This window comes from Natrialba sp. PRR66, assembly GCF_034808065.1.
GTDB classification, from domain to species: Archaea; Halobacteriota; Halobacteria; order Halobacteriales; family Natrialbaceae; genus Natrialba; species Natrialba aegyptia.
Map to the genome: position 1 here is coordinate 43,637 of NZ_JAXHGN010000002.1, position 18,986 is coordinate 62,622.

The following is an 18,986-nucleotide window of genomic DNA, read 5'->3' on the forward strand; positions in this document are numbered from 1 at the left end:
GGGCGGTGTATCTCGCCGGAAGCGGTTCGCTACTCGATTCGCTGTCCCGTCGTCGAGGGGCTGTCAGTCCGGTTTCGGTACGGCGGCCATCCGCGCGCTCTCAGGCGAGCACGCGAACCGTCGCCTCGACGGCATCGGCGTCGCTGACGACGCGGACGGGGAACTGCTCGTTCTGCGTGGTCGGATCGGTTTCGTAGCCGAGCTGTAACTGCCGGCGCTCGCCGCCCGAGAGCGTTACCGACCGACTCTCGACGACCGTCGGATCGTGGCCGACGACGAGTTCAACGGTCGTCGTTCGCGTTTCGGAGCCGCCGTTCCGGACGGTTGCGGTGACGGCGAGGAACTCGCCCGCGTCGACCGGCGAGTTCGTTTCCTGGATCGAGACGGCAATGTCGCCGTTTTCGCTGTCTCCGTTGCCGTTGCCGTTGCCGTCGCCGTCGCCGTCGCCGTCGTTGCCCCCGCTTCGCGCGTCGAGTTCCCAGCGAGAGTCGAGTGCGGTGACGGTACCGTCGGTGCAGATCACCCACGGGAGGACGGTGCAGGTGTGACAGCCCGACGACAGCGAGATCGTCGCGGTGTCGCGTGCCCCCTCGAGTTCGGTCACGTCGAGGATGACATCGGACTGGGTGAGCCACCAGACGACGCTGTCGAGGCTCCCGTCCGGATCGGTGGCCACGAGTTCGAACTCGGTCGGCGTCGCCGGGGAGATCGACACGACCTGCTCGCGCGGTCGCACACCCTCGACGGTCGGCGGTGCAGCCCCGCCGTCGGTTACGTCCACGCGCCAGCGGGCCGCGTACGTCTCCCGACCCGGCTCCGCGATCGGTGCCGTGCCCGGCAGTACGGCCGCCGTCACGTCGTGCGTTCCGCTCGATTCGAACTCGTGCCACCGGTAGTGCGCCCCGCGTTCGGCGTAGTAGGTCGACACCCAGGGTCCGCCGACGCCGCCGCCGACCCGTTCCCCGTCGACCCACCAGACGGTCCGCTGTGCGGACCCCGGATCGACGGCTTCGGCCTCGAACAGCACCGCCGTCCCCGGCTGCACCGCGAGTTCACCGTTCGGCCGCGCGGCTGGCACCGACGAGGCGGCGGTGACGCCGACGCGGCGGGCCGACGACTGCCCACCCGCTGCGACCTGAATCTCGAACTCGTCGTTTCGGGGCACGGGATAGGTGTAGAACCCTTGCCGGATCGTTCTGGTCCGGCCGGCCTCGATCGTCAGCCCGCGGCGCGAGACGCGCGTTTCGTCGTCGCCGACGAGCAGCGAGGCCTCGGTCCGAATCGCGTCCGTCCCGGTGTTTTCGAGCGCGGTCGTCACCCGCAGGTACTCGCCGGCGGGCAGCGGCGCGTTCGTTTCGGTGATCGAGACGCGGAGTACGTCCTGCGTTTGTGCCTGCGCCTGCTCCCGCGCTCGGGGTCGTGGTTGTGGTCGTCTCCGCCCTCCCCGCTCACCAGTTCCCACCGACCCGCCCGATCCCGACCCGTCGCCCCGCCGCGTGCCCGCGAGCGCCGGTGCGAGTACGACGCCCGAGGCCGTCCGCAACAGTCTGCGTCGCGTCGGTCCAGTCATCGACTGAACTCGCGGCGATCGGGGGAAAAACCGCGGTGATCGTTGCGGTCTCAACGTCGTGTTAGCGATCTCAGTGGTGGACTATCGTCCTGAATCCAACCGTACTGGCGGCCTACGGGGCCTCGTCCTCGTCCGGATTCATCGCGGCACCGAGGCCGCTGTCGTAGGCGTCCCGGTTTTCGACTTCCCGGAGCCGCTGTTCGATGCGGGTTACAAGTTCGGTGCGCCGGTCCTCGTCGGTATCGGGGTCGTTGCCGAGTGCCTGCAGGTCCTCGCGAGCCGTCCGGAGAACAGCGATCGCCTCCTCGTCCTCGAGTTCGGTTGCGCGGTCGAGTTGCCGCGCGATGTCGTCGAGCGTGGTGTCGGTCATCGTGGTCGGTCGTTTGACGGCCAGGATGTTCATACCCGGCCTCGGTGGGCTCATTCCCGTTCGAGTTCGTCGGCTGCGTTCGACAGCCCTTCGGTCGCCGGCCCCTCCAGCAGGTCCCCGTCCGGGGCGAACCGCGAGCCGTGGCAGGGGCAATCCCAGCTACATTCGCCGTCGTTCCACTCGACGAGACAGTACATGTGCGTACAGACGGCCGAGGTCGCGTGAAGTTCGCCGTCGGCGTCTCGCGCGCAGGCGACGGGCGTCCCTTCGCGGCGGATCACCGTTCCCTCGCCGGGATCGAGTTCGAGCGATCCGGACGCGAGCATCGTCCGGAGCCAGTCGGTCGCGAGTTCGCTCATCGCGTCGACGTTCTCGGTGACGGCCTTCCCGGCCGAGGGCTTCGGCGTGAACCGCAGCGGATCGAACAGCTTCCGCTCCGGCGGCTTCTGCCCGTCGATGAGGGCGGCGAGCAGCCGGCCGGCGGCGACGCCGTTGGTCATGCCCCAGCCGCGAAATCCGGTCGCGACGAAGACGTTCGGCGTGCCGGCACCGGCGCGACCGACGAACGGCACTCGATCGACCGGCTTGTAGTCCTGGTTCGACCAGCGGTACGCCACGGATTCGACGGGAAACCGCTCGCGGGCCCACTCGAGGAGTCGCCGGTAGCGGTCGACGGTCGAGCCGCCCTGGCCGGTCTTGTGGTTCTCCCCGCCGACCAGCAAGAGTTCATCGTCGCCGCGATAGGTCCGCACCGAGCGGTAGTTGTCGCCGGTCCGGTAGTACATCCCGTCCGGCGGATCCCCATCGAGTCGAAGCGCGAGCACGTAGGACCGTTTCGGGTGCATCCGCGCGAAGTACCCCGCGCGGTCGAGGATCGGAAATCCGGTTGCGAGGACGACCCGCTCGGCAGTCACCGACGCCGCTTCGGTCCGGACCCGACACGGCGTCCCCGGTTCGACGGCTGTGACGCGGGTCCGTTCGAAGACCCTGGCTCCGTCATCTTCGCGGAGCACGTCCGCGATCCCGAGCAGATACCGGCGCGGGTGAAACCACGCCTGCTCGTCGAACCGCACCGCGGCCTGCGCTCGCTCGAACGGCGGCACCGACGTGACGAGCGTCGCCGGGAGCCCCGCATCTTGTGCGGCGTCGGCCTCGCGTTCGAGTTTGTCCCGACTGTCTCCGTACAGGTACGACGATTGGCGCTCGAACCCGCAGTCGATCCCAAACTCGTCGATCCGTCGCTCGACCGCGTCGATCGCGTCCTCCTGCACCGTCGCGTACTGCTTTGCCGCCCGCCGGCTGAACTCGCGGCGCAGGTGGTCGTAGATCGCCCCGTGCTGGCTCGTCAGCTTCGCCGTCGATTTACCCGTGATCCCTGCCGAGACGCGGTCTCGTTCGAGCACGGCGACCGTCTTCCCCCGCTCGCGCAGTTCGAGCGCCGTCGAAAGACCGGCGATTCCAGCACCGATGACCGCCACGTCGACCGTTCGGTCGGCCGTGAGCGGCCGCTCGCTACCGCCACGCCTCGAGTCGCGGCCCGGTTTCGCTTCGGGCGGCTCCGCGAGCCAGAGAGCGGTCGGTTCGCCGGGCAGGTTGGGATCGCAGGAAAATCGGTCGGGATCGGAGTCGGAATCGGGGTTGGGGTCGGGGTCGTGGTCAGAACCGGTCATAGGACTGGCGCGGGCTACACCGACGACAGCTAAAAAACGGACGTGCGAACGTGCTGGCTCGCTCGCGCAGCCGGCGGTTACGCCCCGAGTAGCGCCGGCAGGTCGTTCACCGATTCGAGGACGGCCGACGCGTTCTCCGCTTCGTACTTCCGTCGCCCGTCCTCGCCGGTGAGACCGCCCGTCAGGACGCCGACGCCGTGGTACTCCCGATCGGCGTCCGCCTCGTTCGCGTTCGTCGCCGTTCTGATATCGTCGAGCGTATCGCCGGCGAAGACCACGCGTTCGGCGTCGAACCGATCGGCCAGCGTCGTCAACGCCAGTGGGTGCGGCTTGCCCTCCTCCCAGTCGTCCATCGTAAACCGGTGCTCAACGGAAACCTCGTCCGCCAGACCAACCCGATCGAGCGCGAGTTCAGCTTCGGCTTCCGGTCGCCCGGTCAGCACGCCGACTGCACCGTCGTACGCGTCGGCGAGCCAGTCACGGGTCTCCGCAGATAGCAGTACCGGCTCGTCGTGGATGAACCCGGCCTCGTCGGCGAGTTCGGGGTCGGGATCGCCGCCCTCGAGCGCGCGGTAGAGTTCGGTGCCGAGATACAGTTGCTGGAAGACGTCGCGAAGCCGCTCGCGATCCCAACGGTTCGTCACGCGCTGGGTTGCGCGCGCGCCGAGGCCGTCGCGGACGACGCTTTCGGCCGCTTCGAGGCCGCCGCCCTCGCCGGCGATGGCGTCGGTGAACTCGTCGATCGACGCGTCGTAGCCCTCGCTCGTCGCGAGAACGTAGAGCGCGGCGGCGTGCGTGAGTTCCCAGTCGTTGTTGAACCCGCCGGCATCTTTGAACTGCTGGATGTCCGCCTTGCGGATCGTCCGATCGTAGACGAACTCGACGGATTCGACGATCGCGCGCCGGTAGGAGTCGGCCACGTCGACGAGCACGCCGTCGATGTCGAGAACGACGGCGTCTGCGGCGAGGGTGGCCGTGTCGGTCGCGGTTGCGTGCTCGGTCATACGCGCTCGAACGGGCCGGCAGGAATAAAGGCGGTCGGATTCGGCCGGCGCATCTATCGTAACAACTGCAACGATTCACACACCGATTGCGTACCCGTCGTGCGATCGGGTATCAATCGACTGGTAGTGAGGCAGTTATACGACTCTTCTCATGGATTGGTTACACCTCAGCGACAGTGAATTGGCCGGTGAGTAGCTCTACAGCTCTTTCACTCACGATTCAAGTTATGCACTCTATTCAGATGAAGATGATTTTCTGCAGCATACGTCTCTAAGTGGAAGTGGAATAATCCAGGACGCCAGGTCATTCCGGGCGCGGTTTAAACGTATTGCCAAACGAACACCTCTATTTGGTGACCATACAACTAGTACGAGGTTCGATTCTCTGTCCCAGAAGCAGTCAGAAATATGTACATATGTCCTGTACGTCATGTAACTATGTTCGATCGGTCAGAAATATGCCTAAGGTGTTTATCTACTCGCATGGTGGAGCAGACCATGTCAATATGACCCGAATAGAAATTGAAGAGGGTGTAGAACTGTTCGTGCAGGACTGGGGATCAGGTACTCCGCTCGTGTTTATTCATGGGTGGCCACTGAGCCACAGGATGTTCGACTATCAGTACATCCAACTCCCGAGGGATGGCATCCGGTGTCTCGGTATCGATCTCCGTGGCTATGGACAGTCAAGTAAGCCGTGGAGTGACTACGACTTCGACATGTTCGCTGACGATCTCAAAACAGTCCTCGATGAACTCGATGTCGATGATGTCACACTCGCGGGCTTTTCGATGGGTGGCGGAGTCGTCACCCGATATATGAGCCGCCATAACGAAGCACATGTGGCAAAATTGGCGCTGCTTGGTGCTGCAAGCCCCGTTCTGGCCAAGAAACCCGACTTTTCGGAAGGCGTCGATGAAGCCGCGTTCATGGACCTTGCCGAGGGATGCTATGAGGACCGGGCGAAGGTGAGCAGTGACTTCGCCGATTCAATGTTTCACTCCGCACCGAGTCCCGAACTGAAAGAGTGGCTCCAGAACATGAGCATGGAATCGTCGCCGCAGGCCATGGCCGATTCGATCGAAGCGGTCGGCGAGATGGATCTTCGCTCCGATCTCGCGGACATCTCTGTTCCGACGCTCATCTGTCACGGTGTCCACGATCAGGCCTGTCCGTTCGAACTGACGGCAGCGAAGCTCCACGACGAAATCGAAAACACGGAACTCGTTCGCTTCGAGGAGAGTGGCCATGCACTCTTCTACGAAGAAAAAGAGAAACTCAACCGAGAACTGACTGAGTTCAGTAAATAACTCCAAATAAACGGTTGGTTCGTCGGAATCAGTCTCGTCGTATCTTAGAGGAGCGGGATCCCGACGACGGCGAACGCGACGAGCAACAACGCGATCGCGTAGAGTACGTCCGCCCACAGCCACGAGAGCACGTTCGCGACGTAGATCACGAGGATGACCGGAACCCCGAGCAGGACGAGCGGCGACCGCCGCCACGTGGCTCGTGCGTGCGCCCAGAGCGTGTTCGCATCGCCGGTGCTCGGAAACGCCTGCATCCCGACTGCGAGTCCGAGCCAGCCGAGGGCGGCCATGCCGATCAGCATCTCCCGGGAGACGCCCGCCGGATCAACCGCGGGGAATCCGCCGCCCGTCGGCGACACGACACCGGTCCCCGTCGCGAGTTCGGCGAAGGCGAGACAGGCGACAAGCGCCACGACGGTGTTGACGAGAAACGGCGCGACGCCGATGAGGAATGCGTCGCGGTACCGGTCCGGTTGTTCGTGGCGGACGTAGCCGGCGGGGTCGCCGAGGCGAAAGTAGACGACCTCGTGAACGCGGACGCCGACGGCCCGGCAGGTTATCGCGTGGGCGAACTCGTGGACGACGACGCCGGGGGCGGTCGCGAGTTCGAGGGCGAACCACAGCAGTGTGCCGAAGCCGGCGATGACGGCCGCGAGAACGACGGTGACGAGCAGTATTGCGAGGAGAGACAGGACAGTATTGGGGAGCACGCGTCGGTTCGGAGCAACGTCCCCGGTGCTGTTAATTCATGCGTCTCGGCTCGACTCGGGGTGCGTGCTCACGTACAGCGTTCCAGCCTGGATCGTCTGTCGCTCGACGGGAATCGCCGGTTGGTCGCCGCCGAGCGTTGTAAAGAGAAACGCTGCGTCCGCAGTGCGGGCGGCGTCGCGAGCCGGGCGGTGAAGCTCGGGCGGCAGGTTCCGAGCGTAGATCGCGTCCGCGTCGGTGTAGACCGACGGCTCGGGATCGACGATATCGTCTCGGACGAACTGAACTCGTTCGGGAACGTCTCGCTGATAGACATCTGTCGCTGTGACGGCGTGGCCACGTTCTGCTAGCGTCGCCGCCAGCTCGGTTCGTCGGCCAATCCCCACCTCGACGAGTCGATCGTATGCTGCAAGGACAGTTATCATCGTCGGTAGATTTCGCCGAGTGTGGCCCATGGCGGGACGTTTATGAGCGAAGCGACCATAGCGTTTGTCATGCTCGTCGACATCGTGCCGGTCGGCAACGTCCCCGCAGCGGTCAAACGGGCAGCGTCCTCGGCGTTACGATCGGTCTACGACTGCGACGTTTCGGTCACCGATTCCCAGCCAGTGCCGGGCGGGGCGTACGACTCCGGTCGCGATCAGTATTCCGCAGAGGCGTTCATCCAACTCGCAGAACGCGTCGGTCGCGGGGGGAAAAACATTGCTGTCACGCCACACGACCTCTTCTACCGCCGCCGGAACTACGTCTTTGGACTCGCCTATCTCGACGGCAGCGGTAGCGTCGTCTCGACCTATCGACTGCAAACCTCGAGCGACGGCGGCTTTTCGAACAAGAGCGCGGGCGAAATCTTCGAAAACCGCGTCCGCAAGGAAATCGTCCACGAAATCGGCCACACCTACGGGCTCGAACACTGCGACAACAACCGCTGCGTGATGAACTTCTCGCCGACCGTCCGCGAAGTCGATATCAAAGAAGAGAACCTTTGTGGCAGTTGCCAACGCTTCGTTCGCTGACCCGTTTTCTCCGCTCTCGCTGACCGTTGTATTGCCCGCTTCGCGAACTTGGGAGCGACAGCCGGCAACAACGAATCTTCTTACTGTCATTGGAACCGTTTGATTAAATACTCCGCCCCACATTACTGCAGCCAACTCATGGCAGCAATCGAAACGAACGGAGTTTCGAAACGGTTCGACGAGACTCACGCCGTTCGAGATATCGATCTTACCGTCGAGAGCGGCGAGGTGTTCGGCTTTCTCGGCCCGAACGGGGCAGGCAAGTCGACGACGATCAATATGCTTCTCGACTTCGTGCGGCCGACGGCCGGCACTATCTCCATTCTTGGCGTCGACCCGCAGGAACAGCCCCGCGTCGTTCGCCGGCGTACCGGCGTGCTTCCGGAGGGATACGCCTTCTACGATCGCCTTTCGGGTCGCCGCCACGTCGAACTGGCTATCGACATGTACGAGAGCGACGACGACCCGGTCGACATCCTCGATCGTGTCGGCCTAACCGGTGACGAAGACACCGCCGTCGGAACCTACTCGAAGGGCATGCGCCAGCGCCTCGCCCTCGGTATCGCGCTCGTCGACGACCCCGATCTGTTAATCCTCGACGAGCCCTCCTCCGGCCTCGATCCGAACGGCATCAGAACGCTTCGAGAGATCGTCCGCGAGGAAGCCGACCACGGGACGACCGTCTTCCTCTCGAGTCACGTCCTCGACCAGGTCGAAGCCGTCTGCGACCGCGTCGCCATTATGAACGACGGCACCCTCCTGACCGTCGACACCGTCGACGGCCTCCGAGAAACTCTCGATCCGAACTCGACGCTCATCCTTTCCGTCGATACGGTTCCCGAATCGGTTTCCCAGCGCCTCGCCGAACTGGATCGCGTCGACACCGTCGCTGTCGATGCCGCCAGTACCGGTCGCGGTGGAACGATTTCTATCACCTGTACCGACTCCGGCGTCAAATCCGCCGCTATCGGTCGCGTCGAGGACGCCGGTGCAACGGTGACGGACATCGATGTCGAGGATTCCTCCCTGGAAGAACTGTTTGCAGCCTATACCGCCTCCCCGTCCGACGGTGAGCCGCGATGAACTCGGTCACTGCGATCGCTCGAACCGACATCGCAGATGCGATCCACTCCCGGACACTCTGGGGTACGACGGGGCTCATGACTGCCCTCGTCGCCATCTCCTGGCTCAGTCTCAGTACCGAATTAGTCGAGCAGGTAGACACACCGCTGTTAACCGCTATCGACTCGTTCGGTCTCTGGGTTCCACTCGTCGCGATCGTCCTCGGTTACGAGGCCGTAATCGGCGAACGCGAATCCGGTCGCATTCGCTTTCTCCTCGGACTCCCGAGCACACGTCGGGAACTGATCATCGGCAAGTATCTGAGTCGCGTGAGCGTGCTGGTAACCGCGCTTGTCGCCTCGCTCGGTGTCCTTGCAGTGCTCGTCTTCGTCCGTGTCGACGAAATCCCGGTCGTTCCGTTGCTCAGCGCCGTGATACTGCTCGTCCTCTACGGACTTGCGTGGATCGGGATGGCGGTCGGCGTGTCGAGTATCGTCTCGTCGAAAACGCGCGCGGTCGCAGTCGTCGTCGGTCTCTACGCGCTGTTCGGACCACTCTGGGGACAGATCGTCCTTCCCGCCTGCGTCCGGTTTATTGAACTCGTCACGGGGACGACGCAGTCGATCAATCTGACGGGACGGCTCACGTACGCCGACGAGCCAACGTGGTTTCTGTACGTGGCCCGTCTCAGCCCGCTCGAAGCCTTCGACGCTGCCCGCTACTACATTCGAGATTTCCTCGAAATCGCGCTGGTGGGCGGCCAGACGACCGCCGCTCACGGGCCGAATCTATTCGGACTCGCCGTCCTGCTCTGCTGGGCGATCGCGCCCGTCGCTCTCGGCGTTTGGTTCTTCGATCGAGTCGATCTCGAGTAACCGTTGTCTCTCCGGTATCGGTTTCGTTCATGCTGCCACTATGGTCAGCAAGGCAACCAAATTGCCGCTTGGACGACCAGAGAAAAAGGAAATGGTCAGTGTTCGATCAGCAGCCGCAACTGTCCGTGATGATACACTCGCCGTCGTCGCAGGTGTTACACTTTTTCTTGTACCGCCCGACGAAACACCAGTCCTCTTCGCAGGCGCAACCGTCGCAGTTGTCGCCGGAACAACTGTCGGCTGACGCTTCGCTGTCGCTTTCGGAGACGGTCAGATCGGATTCGAAACGCCGGTATTCCTCTCCATCGGGTGCTGTATATAGCACGACAGCACCACTGTCTTTCGGGAAGAGAGCGGCCGACGGGATCGCCTCCTCGCCGAAGCTAACCTGTAGTCGCCCACGGGTGGTGGACGTCGTAAATGCGATCTGCTTGTTTCCATCGGTGTACGTCCGATGGATCTGTCCGTTTTCGTCGAACTGCTGATTCGGCAATACGTCCAGCGACGCCTCCTCGAGCAGTCCATCCGCCGCCAACCTGCGTAGTAAGCGCTTTCCGCTCCGGACGTCGGTCGGGACTGAAACGTCCCGGGATTCGAGGACGACCCCTTCCGCCTTCAGTTCCGAGAGGCCGAACGAAGTCGCTGACGCGCTCGCGGACGTGGCGGAAACCGCTCCGAGACCGGCGACGGTCGCAACCGATGATTTGCGAAGCAATGCTCGTCGACTCGTCTGTGTGATGTCATCTTGGGACATCAATACGTGATCCATCATCAAAGAATAAAATATTTTCCCAGATTTTTAGGCTTCAACTATCTCTATGTATATAAAATACCGTCCTATCTGTTTACGATAACAAGAATTAAACCAGTTGATTTATTTATCATTATAGGAGCGGACATGTTCGGTCTCCCTACTCGCGATCCGTCTCAGCGAGTTCGTTTTCGAAGCGTGCTCGCGACGCACTTACCTGATGGCGTCGTTCGATACCGGCCCCGTCGCGAACAAGACTGAACTCTCGGCGTTCAATCCGTCGAGAAGGCTGGGACTGAGACTATCGTTCCGGACGATTGATGGGAACTATCATCACGAAGCGCGTTTAGCGCCCCGCTCGCTGCGTTTCACACGCGTTCGTACAAGTCGATCGGTGCGGTGTGCGAGGTGTCGCTCTCGGTCACAACTCATCCGACTTCCGCCTCGAACGGCCGATTGGGAGGCATCTGTTCGATCAATTCCGTCTGTTCTTTGTACCCCTTGTAGGCCGTAATGGCTATGACTCCCCGTTCCGTGAGCGTGTACTTTCCATCCGCTTTCATCACTAACCCGTGCTCACTGAGCCGTCTGTGGATGTTGTACACCGTACTCTTCGACACGTCGAGTTCCTCCGCTAACTCCCGTTTATATTTCGGTGACTCCCGCAGCGACATGAGGGCATCTGCGTGCTGGCAGACGACCGTCACGATCTCATCGCTCATACTGGATTACATTATAGTGTACGAACATAAATGGTGTGGGGAATAGTTATGGGTATTGCTTATTAGATGATACTCCCCGTCTCTGCGGCATTTCTTCTGCTCGATGGATCGACGAAGCCGTCTCTCTCACCCATACATTTTCATTGACCGACTGACATCGGTTTCGTATGGTTACCGCTCAGCCCTTCGAGACGCTTTCCGAGGAATACGACGACTGGTTCGAGACACACGATGGGGCCTACCGCGCCGAACAGGCGGCGCTCGAACGAGTGCTTCCGGAGACGTTCGATAGCCGCCACGACCGCGCCCTCGAAATCGGCGTCGGTACCGGTCGCTTCGCGGCCCCGCTCGGGCTTTCTCTCGGACTCGATCCCGCTCGAAACGCGCTTGAGCGAACGCGGGAACGCGGGGTCGATCCCGTTCGCGGCGTCGCTGAATCGCTGCCGTTCGCTGCGGGGACACTCGATCTCACGCTGTTCGTTACCGTCCTCTGCTTCGTTGACGACCTCGAAACGACGCTTTCGGAGGCCCGTCGCGTCCTCGCGGACGATGGCACGCTTGTCGTTGCCGTCCTCGACCGTTCGAGTGCAGTCGGCCAGGTGTATCAAGAACACAAAGACGAGAGTCCCTTCTACGCCGACGCCGAGTTCTTGACTGGCGACGCGGCCTGCCGTGAACTCGAACGGGCAGGATTCGTGATCGAAGACCGAGCACAGACTGTCTTCGAGGATCCCGCGACGATCGATCCCGAGGCGACACCGTTGCGTGAGGGCCACGGTGATGGGTTGTTCGCCGTGATCCGCGCGAGCCCTGTACCCTGAGCGGCTGCGAGGGGTCGATGAAGGCCGGGAAACGACTTACCTTGCCGGCGCCCGTAGGTCGAGACGACCGGGTCGACTCCCGTGAGTACTGTCGGTCGAAAGCGGAGCCGACCCGAGGTGAACTGTGACAGACGAGGACCCGACGCCGAACTCGCGTTCGAACGCCGCCCCAAATCATGGCGGGACCGACGGGAACGGCGAAATCGAGATCGAAGTCACACGCGGCGAGACGGATGTCTCTGCGGATGACTCCGACAAGCGGCGAACTGAGCGTGAGTCTCGTTCTCCCGATGAATCCGCGTCCGAAACCGACCTCGCGGACGAGCTCGGGCGTATCGACGTGATGACGACCCCCGAGGGATACGTCGAGGGACGAATTACCGACGTGACCCCACTCGACGCCACCACGGTCGCACTTACCGTTTCACTGCCCCACGGAGAGACGCGTTCGTTCGCGCTCGAGAAACCGATCCCGTGGTCCGAGGAATTCCTCCTCGCGCGACTCGTCGCGGACATCGGCTACGACGCGGCCTCGATCGACCACATTATCGGCGAACCCGTCTACCTGGTCCGAACGGATGCGGGACCCGAAACGCCGCCCAATGAACCCGGAACCGAACCCGACTGGTGGGCGACTTCACTGCAGGCCGCAAGCGATGCCATCCTCTCGTCGCTTTCGGGCGGCCGCTACCGAATCGAGACGGCCACCGAACCCGAGTGGCAACTCGTGGACCCGCTCGACCGCCCGGACACGTCGCCCACCGAACCACCGGATACGACCGCTGACCCCGTCGGAACGGGGCTGATCCTCACCGGAACCATCATCGCCGCCGCCGGTGCCGTCGTCGGTGCCACGGGTGAACTCGTCGTCTCGATTTCGGTCGTCGCCGCCGTGTTGCTCGGATTGCTGGTTGTTCTGACCGGCCTCGTTGTCCTTTTCCGAACGAGCCACACGGAGTAACAGCGTCGGCAACGGTGCTGCGTCGCGGTGAACTCGTGTCCGATACGCTTTTATTACGGTACCGTAACTCATAGCTATCTTCTGTCGACCGGAGCGGCGGCGCTGTAGCGCTGTCTCCGGTCGGCAACCCCCCGTTAGCGGGACCGAACTAATGACACAGCAACTCGTTTCGACGCTCGAATCGTACGCCGACGACGTAGTAGTCGGTCGCCGACTCCACGACGTACCGCCCTACCGCGTTTACGAGGTGTATCTGGACGGCCGTCAAGCGGCGGTGAAAGTTGACGCCCACCCGCGCGGTCACGCCGCCGCCGAGGGCCGCGTTCACGAGTTCGTCGCAACGCAGACGGGCGTTTCCGTTCCCGCGGTGCTCGCCGTCGGCTCCGACCACTACGTGACTGCCTGGTGCGATGAACTCGAGCGCTCACCCGCCCCACTCGAGACGATCGATTCCGAGTGGGCGGCCGCTGCTGGTCGCTGGCTCGGAACGTTGCATACCGAGACGGCGGGTGCGTTCGACGGGTTCGGCCGGCCCCGTGACGGCGACTCCGGCATCGAACTCGAGGCGCACGCCGACTGGATCGAAGCCGTCCGTGCGCGTCTTTCCTTCCACCGGTCGTTTCTCGAACCGATTGGATACGGGACCGTCGTCGACGCCGTCGATCAGTTCTTCGAAACGCATGACAACGCTTTCGACGGAGCCGGGGAGCCCGTGCTCTGTCACGGCGATATCCACCCTGAACACCTCGCTCGAACCGGTGACGGACCTGTGGCGATCGATTTCGAACACGCGCTCGTCGCGCCCGGCGAGTACGATTACTGGCGAACGGTGGTTCCGTACTTCGAAGCCCGCAACGATGTCGACGACTCCGTGACGCGAGCGTTCCGGGCCGGATACGAATCCGTCCGCTCAGTCCCCGCTGCTCTCGAGCAACGAAAGCCAGCGTATCGTCTGCTCCTGTTGCTCGAGTTCATCGAATCGCTCCATCTCCAGCGGCGAGGCGACCCGTCGACACGTACGACCCGCGGTGACCGGTTCCGAGAACTCGTCTTCGAGACGCTCGAGGAGTTGCGCGAGAAAGCGAACTAAGTACCGCACAATCTCGGCGACTCTCCTCCACGATCGACGACTCCGACGACTCCGTCGTCTTTCGTCGGCGTGACGGTGTGATGGCCGATACGACGATCAGGGCGCGTAGTAATACTCTCCTTCGCGCTTTTGCTCGCGGTCTAACTGCGAGTCCGGCTTGTTGATCCGCGGCCGCGAGGTCCGTTCGTCCCGCCGGAACGTAACCTCGAGATTCGCGAGGAACTCGTTCATGCCGTCGCGCATCGGCTGTGGCTGGCCGGCGTGACCGTGCGCTGCGGGTTCGCCGTCGAAGACCATCAGCCGGTCCGCCAGCAGGTCGATCATGTAGGTGTCGTGGTCGATGACCATCACGGTCGAGTCCTGCTGTTCGGCGTAGCGTCGGATCGCACTCGTCGCCTGCACGCGTTGTTCGACGTCCAAGTGCGCCGAGGGCTCGTCGAGCAAGTAGAGATCCGCAGACTCGGACAGGCAGGCTGCGATGGCCACCCGCTGGCGCTCACCGCCCGACAGATCCGAGAGATTCTGCTCCATGATCCGCTCTAACTGGAGCGGCTGGGCGATTTCCGTGTTCCAGTAGGATGAGCCGAACTGATCCGTGATCGACGAGAGGAAGGCATCAACTCGCATCGGCTGGTCGATCGTCACGTACTGGGGTTTGTAAGAGATGTCCAGATTCAGGTCGGCGTCGCCGGTATCGGGCTCGAGATTCCCCGTCAGCAACTTCGCGAACGTCGACTTCCCGATCCCGTTCGGGCCGACGATACCGAGCACTTCGTTCCGGTGAATCTCGCCACCCTCGACTTCGAGACTGAACTCGCCGTCACCGTAGCTCTTGGTGAGGTCGGGATAGTCGACGAGTACGTCGCCGTGGGTCGCGGTTCGGGGCGCGTGCTCCTCGAACTCGATCGGATTCTGGCGAATTCGCATGTTCTCGTTGTCGAGATAGCCCGCGAGGTATTCGTTGATCCCGTTGCGGACTGATTTCGGCGATGTGATGACACCATAGGCACCGGGTTCACCGTAGGCGACGTGCAGCGTGTCCGCGAGCAGGTCGAGAATCGCGAGGTCGTGCTCGACGACGAGCATCGACTTCCCCGCTTCTTCGGCGAGTTCACGGATCAGTCTAGCCGCGGTGACGCGCTGGCCGATGTCGAGGTAGGGCGTGATCTCGTCCAGGAAGTAAAAGTCCGTATCGCGGGCGAGCGTCGCGGCGAGTGCGACCCGTTGGAGTTCGCCGCCGGAGAGATCCTCGATCGCCTGGTCCATGACGGGACCGATCGACAGGCGTTCGACGAGGCCGTCGAGAGCATCTCGTTCGTCCGTCCGCTCCAGCAGTTGGCGGGTGTTGCCGTCGAACTGGTTCGGAATCTGGTCGACGTATTGGGGTTTTCGGGCGACGGTGATCTCGCCATCGCGGATGTCCGCGATGTAGTCCTGGAGTTCGGTGCCACGGTACGCCTCCAAGACATCGTCCCAGTCCGGCGACTCCTCGTAGCGTCCGAGGTTAGGTTCGAGTTCGCCGGCGAGGATACGAACGGCGGTCGTTTTCCCGATGCCGTTCGGCCCGAGGATACCGGTGACCTGGCCTTCCTGCGGTGCGGGCAGGCCGTACAGCGAGAAGGCGTTCTCGCCGTAGCGGTGGGCGGGTTCGTCCTCCAGTTCCTGGGGCAGGTTGATGATCTCGATGGCGTCGAAGGGACACTTCTCGACGCAGATTCCGCAACTCTCGCCGAGACAGATCTCCTCGGAGATGCGGACTTGTTCGGGCTGTCCCTCCGCGGTTTCCTCGCCGCGGAGCGTAATGCACTCTTTGCCCGTTCGGTTCGGTGGGCAGTAGTTCTTGCACTCGTAGCTACAGCGGTCGGGTTGACACCGATCTAGGTCTACGACGGCGATGCTATCGTCGGCCATGGTTATGCCGTCGACTCCGCGGTAAGCAGGATGCCCCACGTCACGAACCACATTGCGAAGGTCATGAACGTGATGAACAGGTGGTGTTTCATCCCGAACTCGTCGTCGGCGTAGATGTTCGTGAAGTTGAAGAGAACGAACTGGGCGACGATCGCACCGAGGACGAGAAACAGCGCTCGCGTATCGCTGGCGGCGGTGTCTACCGGGAGGTCTCCGGTAAGCGCCACGGAGGCGAGTGCGGCACCGACGCCGAGTAGCGCGGCCAGCGCGGTGACGCTGATGGAGCGAATATGCTCCCGTCGGTCGCTAATCGATTCGGTCGACATGGGTGTGACTCTGTCGTCGGTGGTGAAAAGGGGTTCGGGTTCACCGCCTCATAGAATCGCGTACTCGGAGGCGATCCGTCCGTGCGGTTACGAGTCGATTTCGACCGTCTGCTCGGCGACGTTGACCGCGTAGCCGCTCGTCGTCGTCCGCTCGTGGGTGACCGAGATTTCGACCTGGACCTCCGAGTCGATCTCGATCTCTTCCTTTGCGATTTTCTCGAAGAGGTCGTAGAGTTCGCCGGGGTCCTCGGCGCTGTAGTACTCGCCGCCGGTTTCTTCGGCCCAGTCGGTGAGTTTTCCTTCGGGAATCGAATCTCCTGCGTCACCGTGGAGTCCGACCGTGTACAGCGTAACATTGTCATTTTTCGCTCGATCAACTTGGGTGTCCATGACCGAATCACCGTTGCCACTGTTTTTCCCGTCACTCAAGAGAATCGAAATCCGCTCTTGGCCATCCTTCCCTCTGCTATCGTAGTCGTCAAGTGCCTTCTCGAGACCGGATCCCATATTCGTCCCGCCATAGGCGTTTCCGACGACGTTCTCCCTGGCTGCGTCGAGGTCGCCGTCCAGATGGTGAAGGGTGTTCCCGTTAGTATCGAACTCGTAGACGCCGGCCCGATCGCCCTCCGATTCGTTCATCAGATCGATGAAATTCGTCGTTGCGTTGACTCGTTCTCTGTACGCGTCGTTCCCTACGTGGTTATACATCCCGAGCGTCGCTTCATCGGTGCACCCTCCCCACCAGGAACATCGTTCCCCGAGAACGCGGACCTCATTCCAATTACCTGGGTTCGCGTAGTCGTGATACTCCAGTTGTTTCGTTTCGCCGCTGGTCGTGTTTCTGACCTCAACGGTTAACTGGTCCGTATTTCGGAACGGTTCGTCGAGCGACCCAGGAAGCGGTTCCCAGTCGTCATCGCTCACGCGAACGCTCTCTACCGGAGAGTATGTGTTCCGATGGGTGTTGTGTGGCCCCATCGACCCGGAACTGTCGAGGATGAACGTCGCGTCGATCGGCGGTCTGGATTCGCCGTACTCGAAGAGGAGATCCTCGTCGCCGTCCGAAAACGGCGTGTCCGTCCGCAGCGACCGGTCGAAGTTGATGTTGACGTTATCCTCAATGCCAATATCGTTGCCGGCGACGATCGCCCCGTCGATGGTCGTTCCGCCGTCGATCTGTACGTTCGCACCCGGCGCGTAGATGACGCCCTGGAAGTCGCCGTCGACCGTGACCGTCGAGTCGTTCGTCGCGTAAATCCACAGTGAGGACGCCCGGTCGTCCGGGTGGATCTCGACGTTGGAGACATCGACGTTTCCATCGACGTAGAAACTCGTTTGATTATCGCCGTAGACGTCGACGCCCGAGAGTTCGAGATCGTCCTCGACACCAACGTGGATGTTGCCGTCGCTCGAATCGAGCGTACTGATACTGTTGCCGTCGTTTTCGAGACCTTCGTAGATTCCTGCGGTAACGCTTCCACCGGCTGTGGAGTCGCTGCGCAGATACTCGTCGAGTAGCGTGTCTATCTCGTCGTTGATCGAGTCGATGCTCGTATAGGAAGATGAAAGTTCAGTGGCAAGCGCCTGTTCGTGTGCATCGAGCCAGTAGGCGTTGTCCTCTTCGAACGGCCGTCCCTGTGGACCGGGATCCACGGACACGCCGTAGCCGATCTGTGAGATCGTCGGATTCCCTTTCGATCCGAGTTCACCGTTGACGACGGGAATCCCGTCGATATTCACCTGGTTCTGGAGGTCGTAGTTCTCGTAATCCGCGAGGAGAAGATCGTTCGTGACGTTTTGGGTTGACTGATGATCGTCGTATGCGGTCACCGTCAGCGGCGAATCGACCGTCTTGTCCGACCCTGAAACGTACAGTCCGCCATAAACTGTCGGCTCGATATCGACGAGATTCGCGAGCGGCGTCTCGCCGTCGACGCCGGCGACGACCGTAACCGTTTGCTGGTCTTCCTCGTGGCAGATAATATTCGTCGTGACCTGCGTCGCCGGCTTGCAGTTGTGTCCGGGAACGTTCGCCTCGTCGGTCGCGTTGAACTCGTCTTTCAGAAAGTCGTACCAACCGTTGTGGTACGCGCTATCCGATACTTCGACCGTGACGTAGTTCACGTACTCGAGTTCATCGCCGCGAAGATCGAACTCCTGTGTGGTACCCGATTCGACGGTGTGTTCACCGGAGCCGACGGCTCCCTCGACTGTTGTCGGTGAGAGGTCGAGTCGACCGACCTGTTCGCCGTCGGCCATCTCGGTGTAATATCTGATATTCGGATCCGCAACCGCCTGGGCACGATTATTGTCGATGCGCCAGACACCGCCCGCCTGATAGGCGAACTCGTTTCCGGCTTCGTCGGTCGAGACGATCGTCTTGAGATCGATTGAGGTCTCATTACTCGCGTATCCATCGGAGATATTAACTGTCAATTTGCCGTCCATAACCAGTTCGCTATCACCGCCCAGATAGACCGTTTCTTTGGTATCGTTTTGCAACCCGGCTGAGGAGAGATCGCTATCGAACTGTTTGAGTTCTTGCTCCGTTTTCTCAGCGTGAGTCTCCCCCGATATCGCATCGAGTGCGCCTGAGCCGACCATCAACACAAGACCCGCCCCGATAAACACCATCGCGAAAAGCAAGATCACACCGAGTACCGGTGTGACCCCGCGGTCCCCGTCCCCGTTTGCTGAATGAGCTGCCACACCTTTCATTGGCTGACTCTATTTATTACTTATACTTAAAATGTAGTGTATACGCGCAGGAAATAGTTAAGAAGCGACCACTCTCACGACCGATCGATGACGCGGTTTTC

At 61.8% G+C, this 18,986-nt stretch carries 18 protein-coding genes; 7 read left to right on the forward strand and 11 right to left on the reverse strand.

Annotation, left to right across the window (positions count from 1 at the left end; all coding sequences use genetic code 11):
- Positions 1-100 precede the first annotated feature (100 nt).
- The 4 genes from SM755_RS06300 to SM755_RS06315 form a co-directional block, all read right to left on the reverse strand.
- Entirely contained in the window at positions 101-1,570 is a 1,470-nt protein-coding gene (locus SM755_RS06300) for a hypothetical protein (RefSeq protein WP_323171928.1), read from the reverse strand.
- 112 nt (positions 1,571-1,682) lie between these two features.
- Complete coding sequence (locus tag SM755_RS06305) at positions 1,683-1,973, reverse strand: hypothetical protein (RefSeq protein WP_006663623.1); 291 nt, start codon at positions 1,971-1,973, stop codon at positions 1,683-1,685.
- 17 nt (positions 1,974-1,990) lie between these two features.
- Complete coding sequence (locus SM755_RS06310) at positions 1,991-3,610, reverse strand: FAD-dependent oxidoreductase (RefSeq protein ID WP_323171929.1); 1,620 nt, start codon at positions 3,608-3,610, stop codon at positions 1,991-1,993.
- Positions 3,611-3,687: 77 nt separating this feature from the next.
- Entirely contained in the window at positions 3,688-4,614 is a 927-nt protein-coding gene (locus SM755_RS06315; RefSeq protein ID WP_323171930.1) for a TIGR01548 family HAD-type hydrolase, read from the reverse strand.
- Between the two features lie 506 nt (positions 4,615-5,120).
- Here SM755_RS06315 and SM755_RS06320 point away from each other — a divergent pair.
- Positions 5,121-5,924 carry an alpha/beta hydrolase gene (locus SM755_RS06320; RefSeq protein ID WP_323171931.1) on the forward strand — a complete coding sequence of 268 codons (804 nt, stop codon included), beginning with the start codon at positions 5,121-5,123 and terminating at the stop codon, positions 5,922-5,924.
- Positions 5,925-5,968: 44 nt separating this feature from the next.
- Here the strand turns inward: SM755_RS06320 and SM755_RS06325 are convergent, their stop codons facing one another.
- Positions 5,969-6,634 carry a DUF3267 domain-containing protein gene (locus SM755_RS06325; protein ID WP_323171932.1) on the reverse strand — a complete coding sequence of 222 codons (666 nt, stop codon included), beginning with the start codon at positions 6,632-6,634 and terminating at the stop codon, positions 5,969-5,971.
- A 36-nt stretch (positions 6,635-6,670) separates the two neighbouring features.
- Positions 6,671-7,087, reverse strand: a complete 417-nt coding sequence (locus SM755_RS06330) for a UPF0146 family protein (protein ID WP_323171933.1) — start codon at positions 7,085-7,087, stop codon at positions 6,671-6,673.
- 39 nt (positions 7,088-7,126) lie between these two features.
- On the opposite strand from SM755_RS06330, the gene SM755_RS06335 reads away from it, so the two are divergent.
- The 3 genes from SM755_RS06335 (at position 7,127) to SM755_RS06345 (ending at position 9,585) form a co-directional block, all read left to right on the forward strand.
- Positions 7,127-7,648, forward strand: a complete 522-nt coding sequence (locus SM755_RS06335; RefSeq protein ID WP_006107613.1) for an archaemetzincin family Zn-dependent metalloprotease — start codon at positions 7,127-7,129, stop codon at positions 7,646-7,648.
- A gap of 138 nt (positions 7,649-7,786) precedes the next feature.
- A complete protein-coding gene (locus tag SM755_RS06340; protein WP_323171934.1) occupies positions 7,787-8,731 on the forward strand; it encodes an ABC transporter ATP-binding protein in 945 nt (314 codons plus the stop codon).
- The gene (locus tag SM755_RS06345) at positions 8,728-9,585 is read left to right on the forward strand and encodes an ABC transporter permease subunit (RefSeq protein WP_323171935.1); all 858 of its coding nucleotides are present in this window, start codon (positions 8,728-8,730) and stop codon (positions 9,583-9,585) included. The genes SM755_RS06340 and SM755_RS06345 overlap by 4 nt, the downstream gene beginning before the upstream one ends.
- Positions 9,586-9,691: 106 nt before the next feature.
- On the opposite strand, the gene SM755_RS06350 is transcribed toward SM755_RS06345, so the two are convergent.
- On the reverse strand, positions 9,692-10,339 hold the full coding sequence (locus SM755_RS06350) for a hypothetical protein (protein ID WP_323171936.1): 648 nt from the start codon (positions 10,337-10,339) through the stop codon (positions 9,692-9,694).
- 425 nt (positions 10,340-10,764) lie between these two features.
- Positions 10,765-11,058 carry a helix-turn-helix domain-containing protein gene (locus SM755_RS06355; protein WP_006663631.1) on the reverse strand — a complete coding sequence of 98 codons (294 nt, stop codon included), beginning with the start codon at positions 11,056-11,058 and terminating at the stop codon, positions 10,765-10,767.
- 167 nt (positions 11,059-11,225) lie between these two features.
- Here SM755_RS06355 and SM755_RS06360 point away from each other — a divergent pair, with 167 nt between their 5' ends.
- The 3 genes from SM755_RS06360 (at position 11,226) to SM755_RS06370 (ending at position 13,930) form a co-directional block, all read left to right on the forward strand.
- On the forward strand, positions 11,226-11,879 hold the full coding sequence (locus tag SM755_RS06360; protein ID WP_006663632.1) for a class I SAM-dependent methyltransferase: 654 nt from the start codon (positions 11,226-11,228) through the stop codon (positions 11,877-11,879).
- 124 nt (positions 11,880-12,003) lie between these two features.
- Complete coding sequence (locus SM755_RS06365; protein ID WP_323171937.1) at positions 12,004-12,840, forward strand: hypothetical protein; 837 nt, start codon at positions 12,004-12,006, stop codon at positions 12,838-12,840.
- 151 nt (positions 12,841-12,991) lie between these two features.
- Positions 12,992-13,930: a phosphotransferase family protein gene (locus SM755_RS06370; protein ID WP_006663634.1), complete on the forward strand. Its 939-nt coding sequence runs from the start codon at positions 12,992-12,994 to the stop codon at positions 13,928-13,930.
- Positions 13,931-14,026: 96 nt separating this feature from the next.
- Here SM755_RS06370 and SM755_RS06375 read toward each other — a convergent pair whose 3' ends face one another.
- From SM755_RS06375 to SM755_RS06385, 3 genes are all read right to left on the reverse strand, one after another.
- Complete coding sequence (locus tag SM755_RS06375; RefSeq protein WP_006663635.1) at positions 14,027-15,841, reverse strand: ribosome biogenesis/translation initiation ATPase RLI; 1,815 nt, start codon at positions 15,839-15,841, stop codon at positions 14,027-14,029.
- Positions 15,842-15,843: 2 nt separating this feature from the next.
- Complete coding sequence (locus tag SM755_RS06380; protein ID WP_323171938.1) at positions 15,844-16,167, reverse strand: hypothetical protein; 324 nt, start codon at positions 16,165-16,167, stop codon at positions 15,844-15,846.
- An 87-nt stretch (positions 16,168-16,254) separates the two neighbouring features.
- The gene (locus SM755_RS06385; protein ID WP_323172588.1) at positions 16,255-18,771 is read right to left on the reverse strand and encodes a vWA domain-containing protein; all 2,517 of its coding nucleotides are present in this window, start codon (positions 18,769-18,771) and stop codon (positions 16,255-16,257) included.
- Positions 18,772-18,986 lie beyond the last annotated feature (215 nt).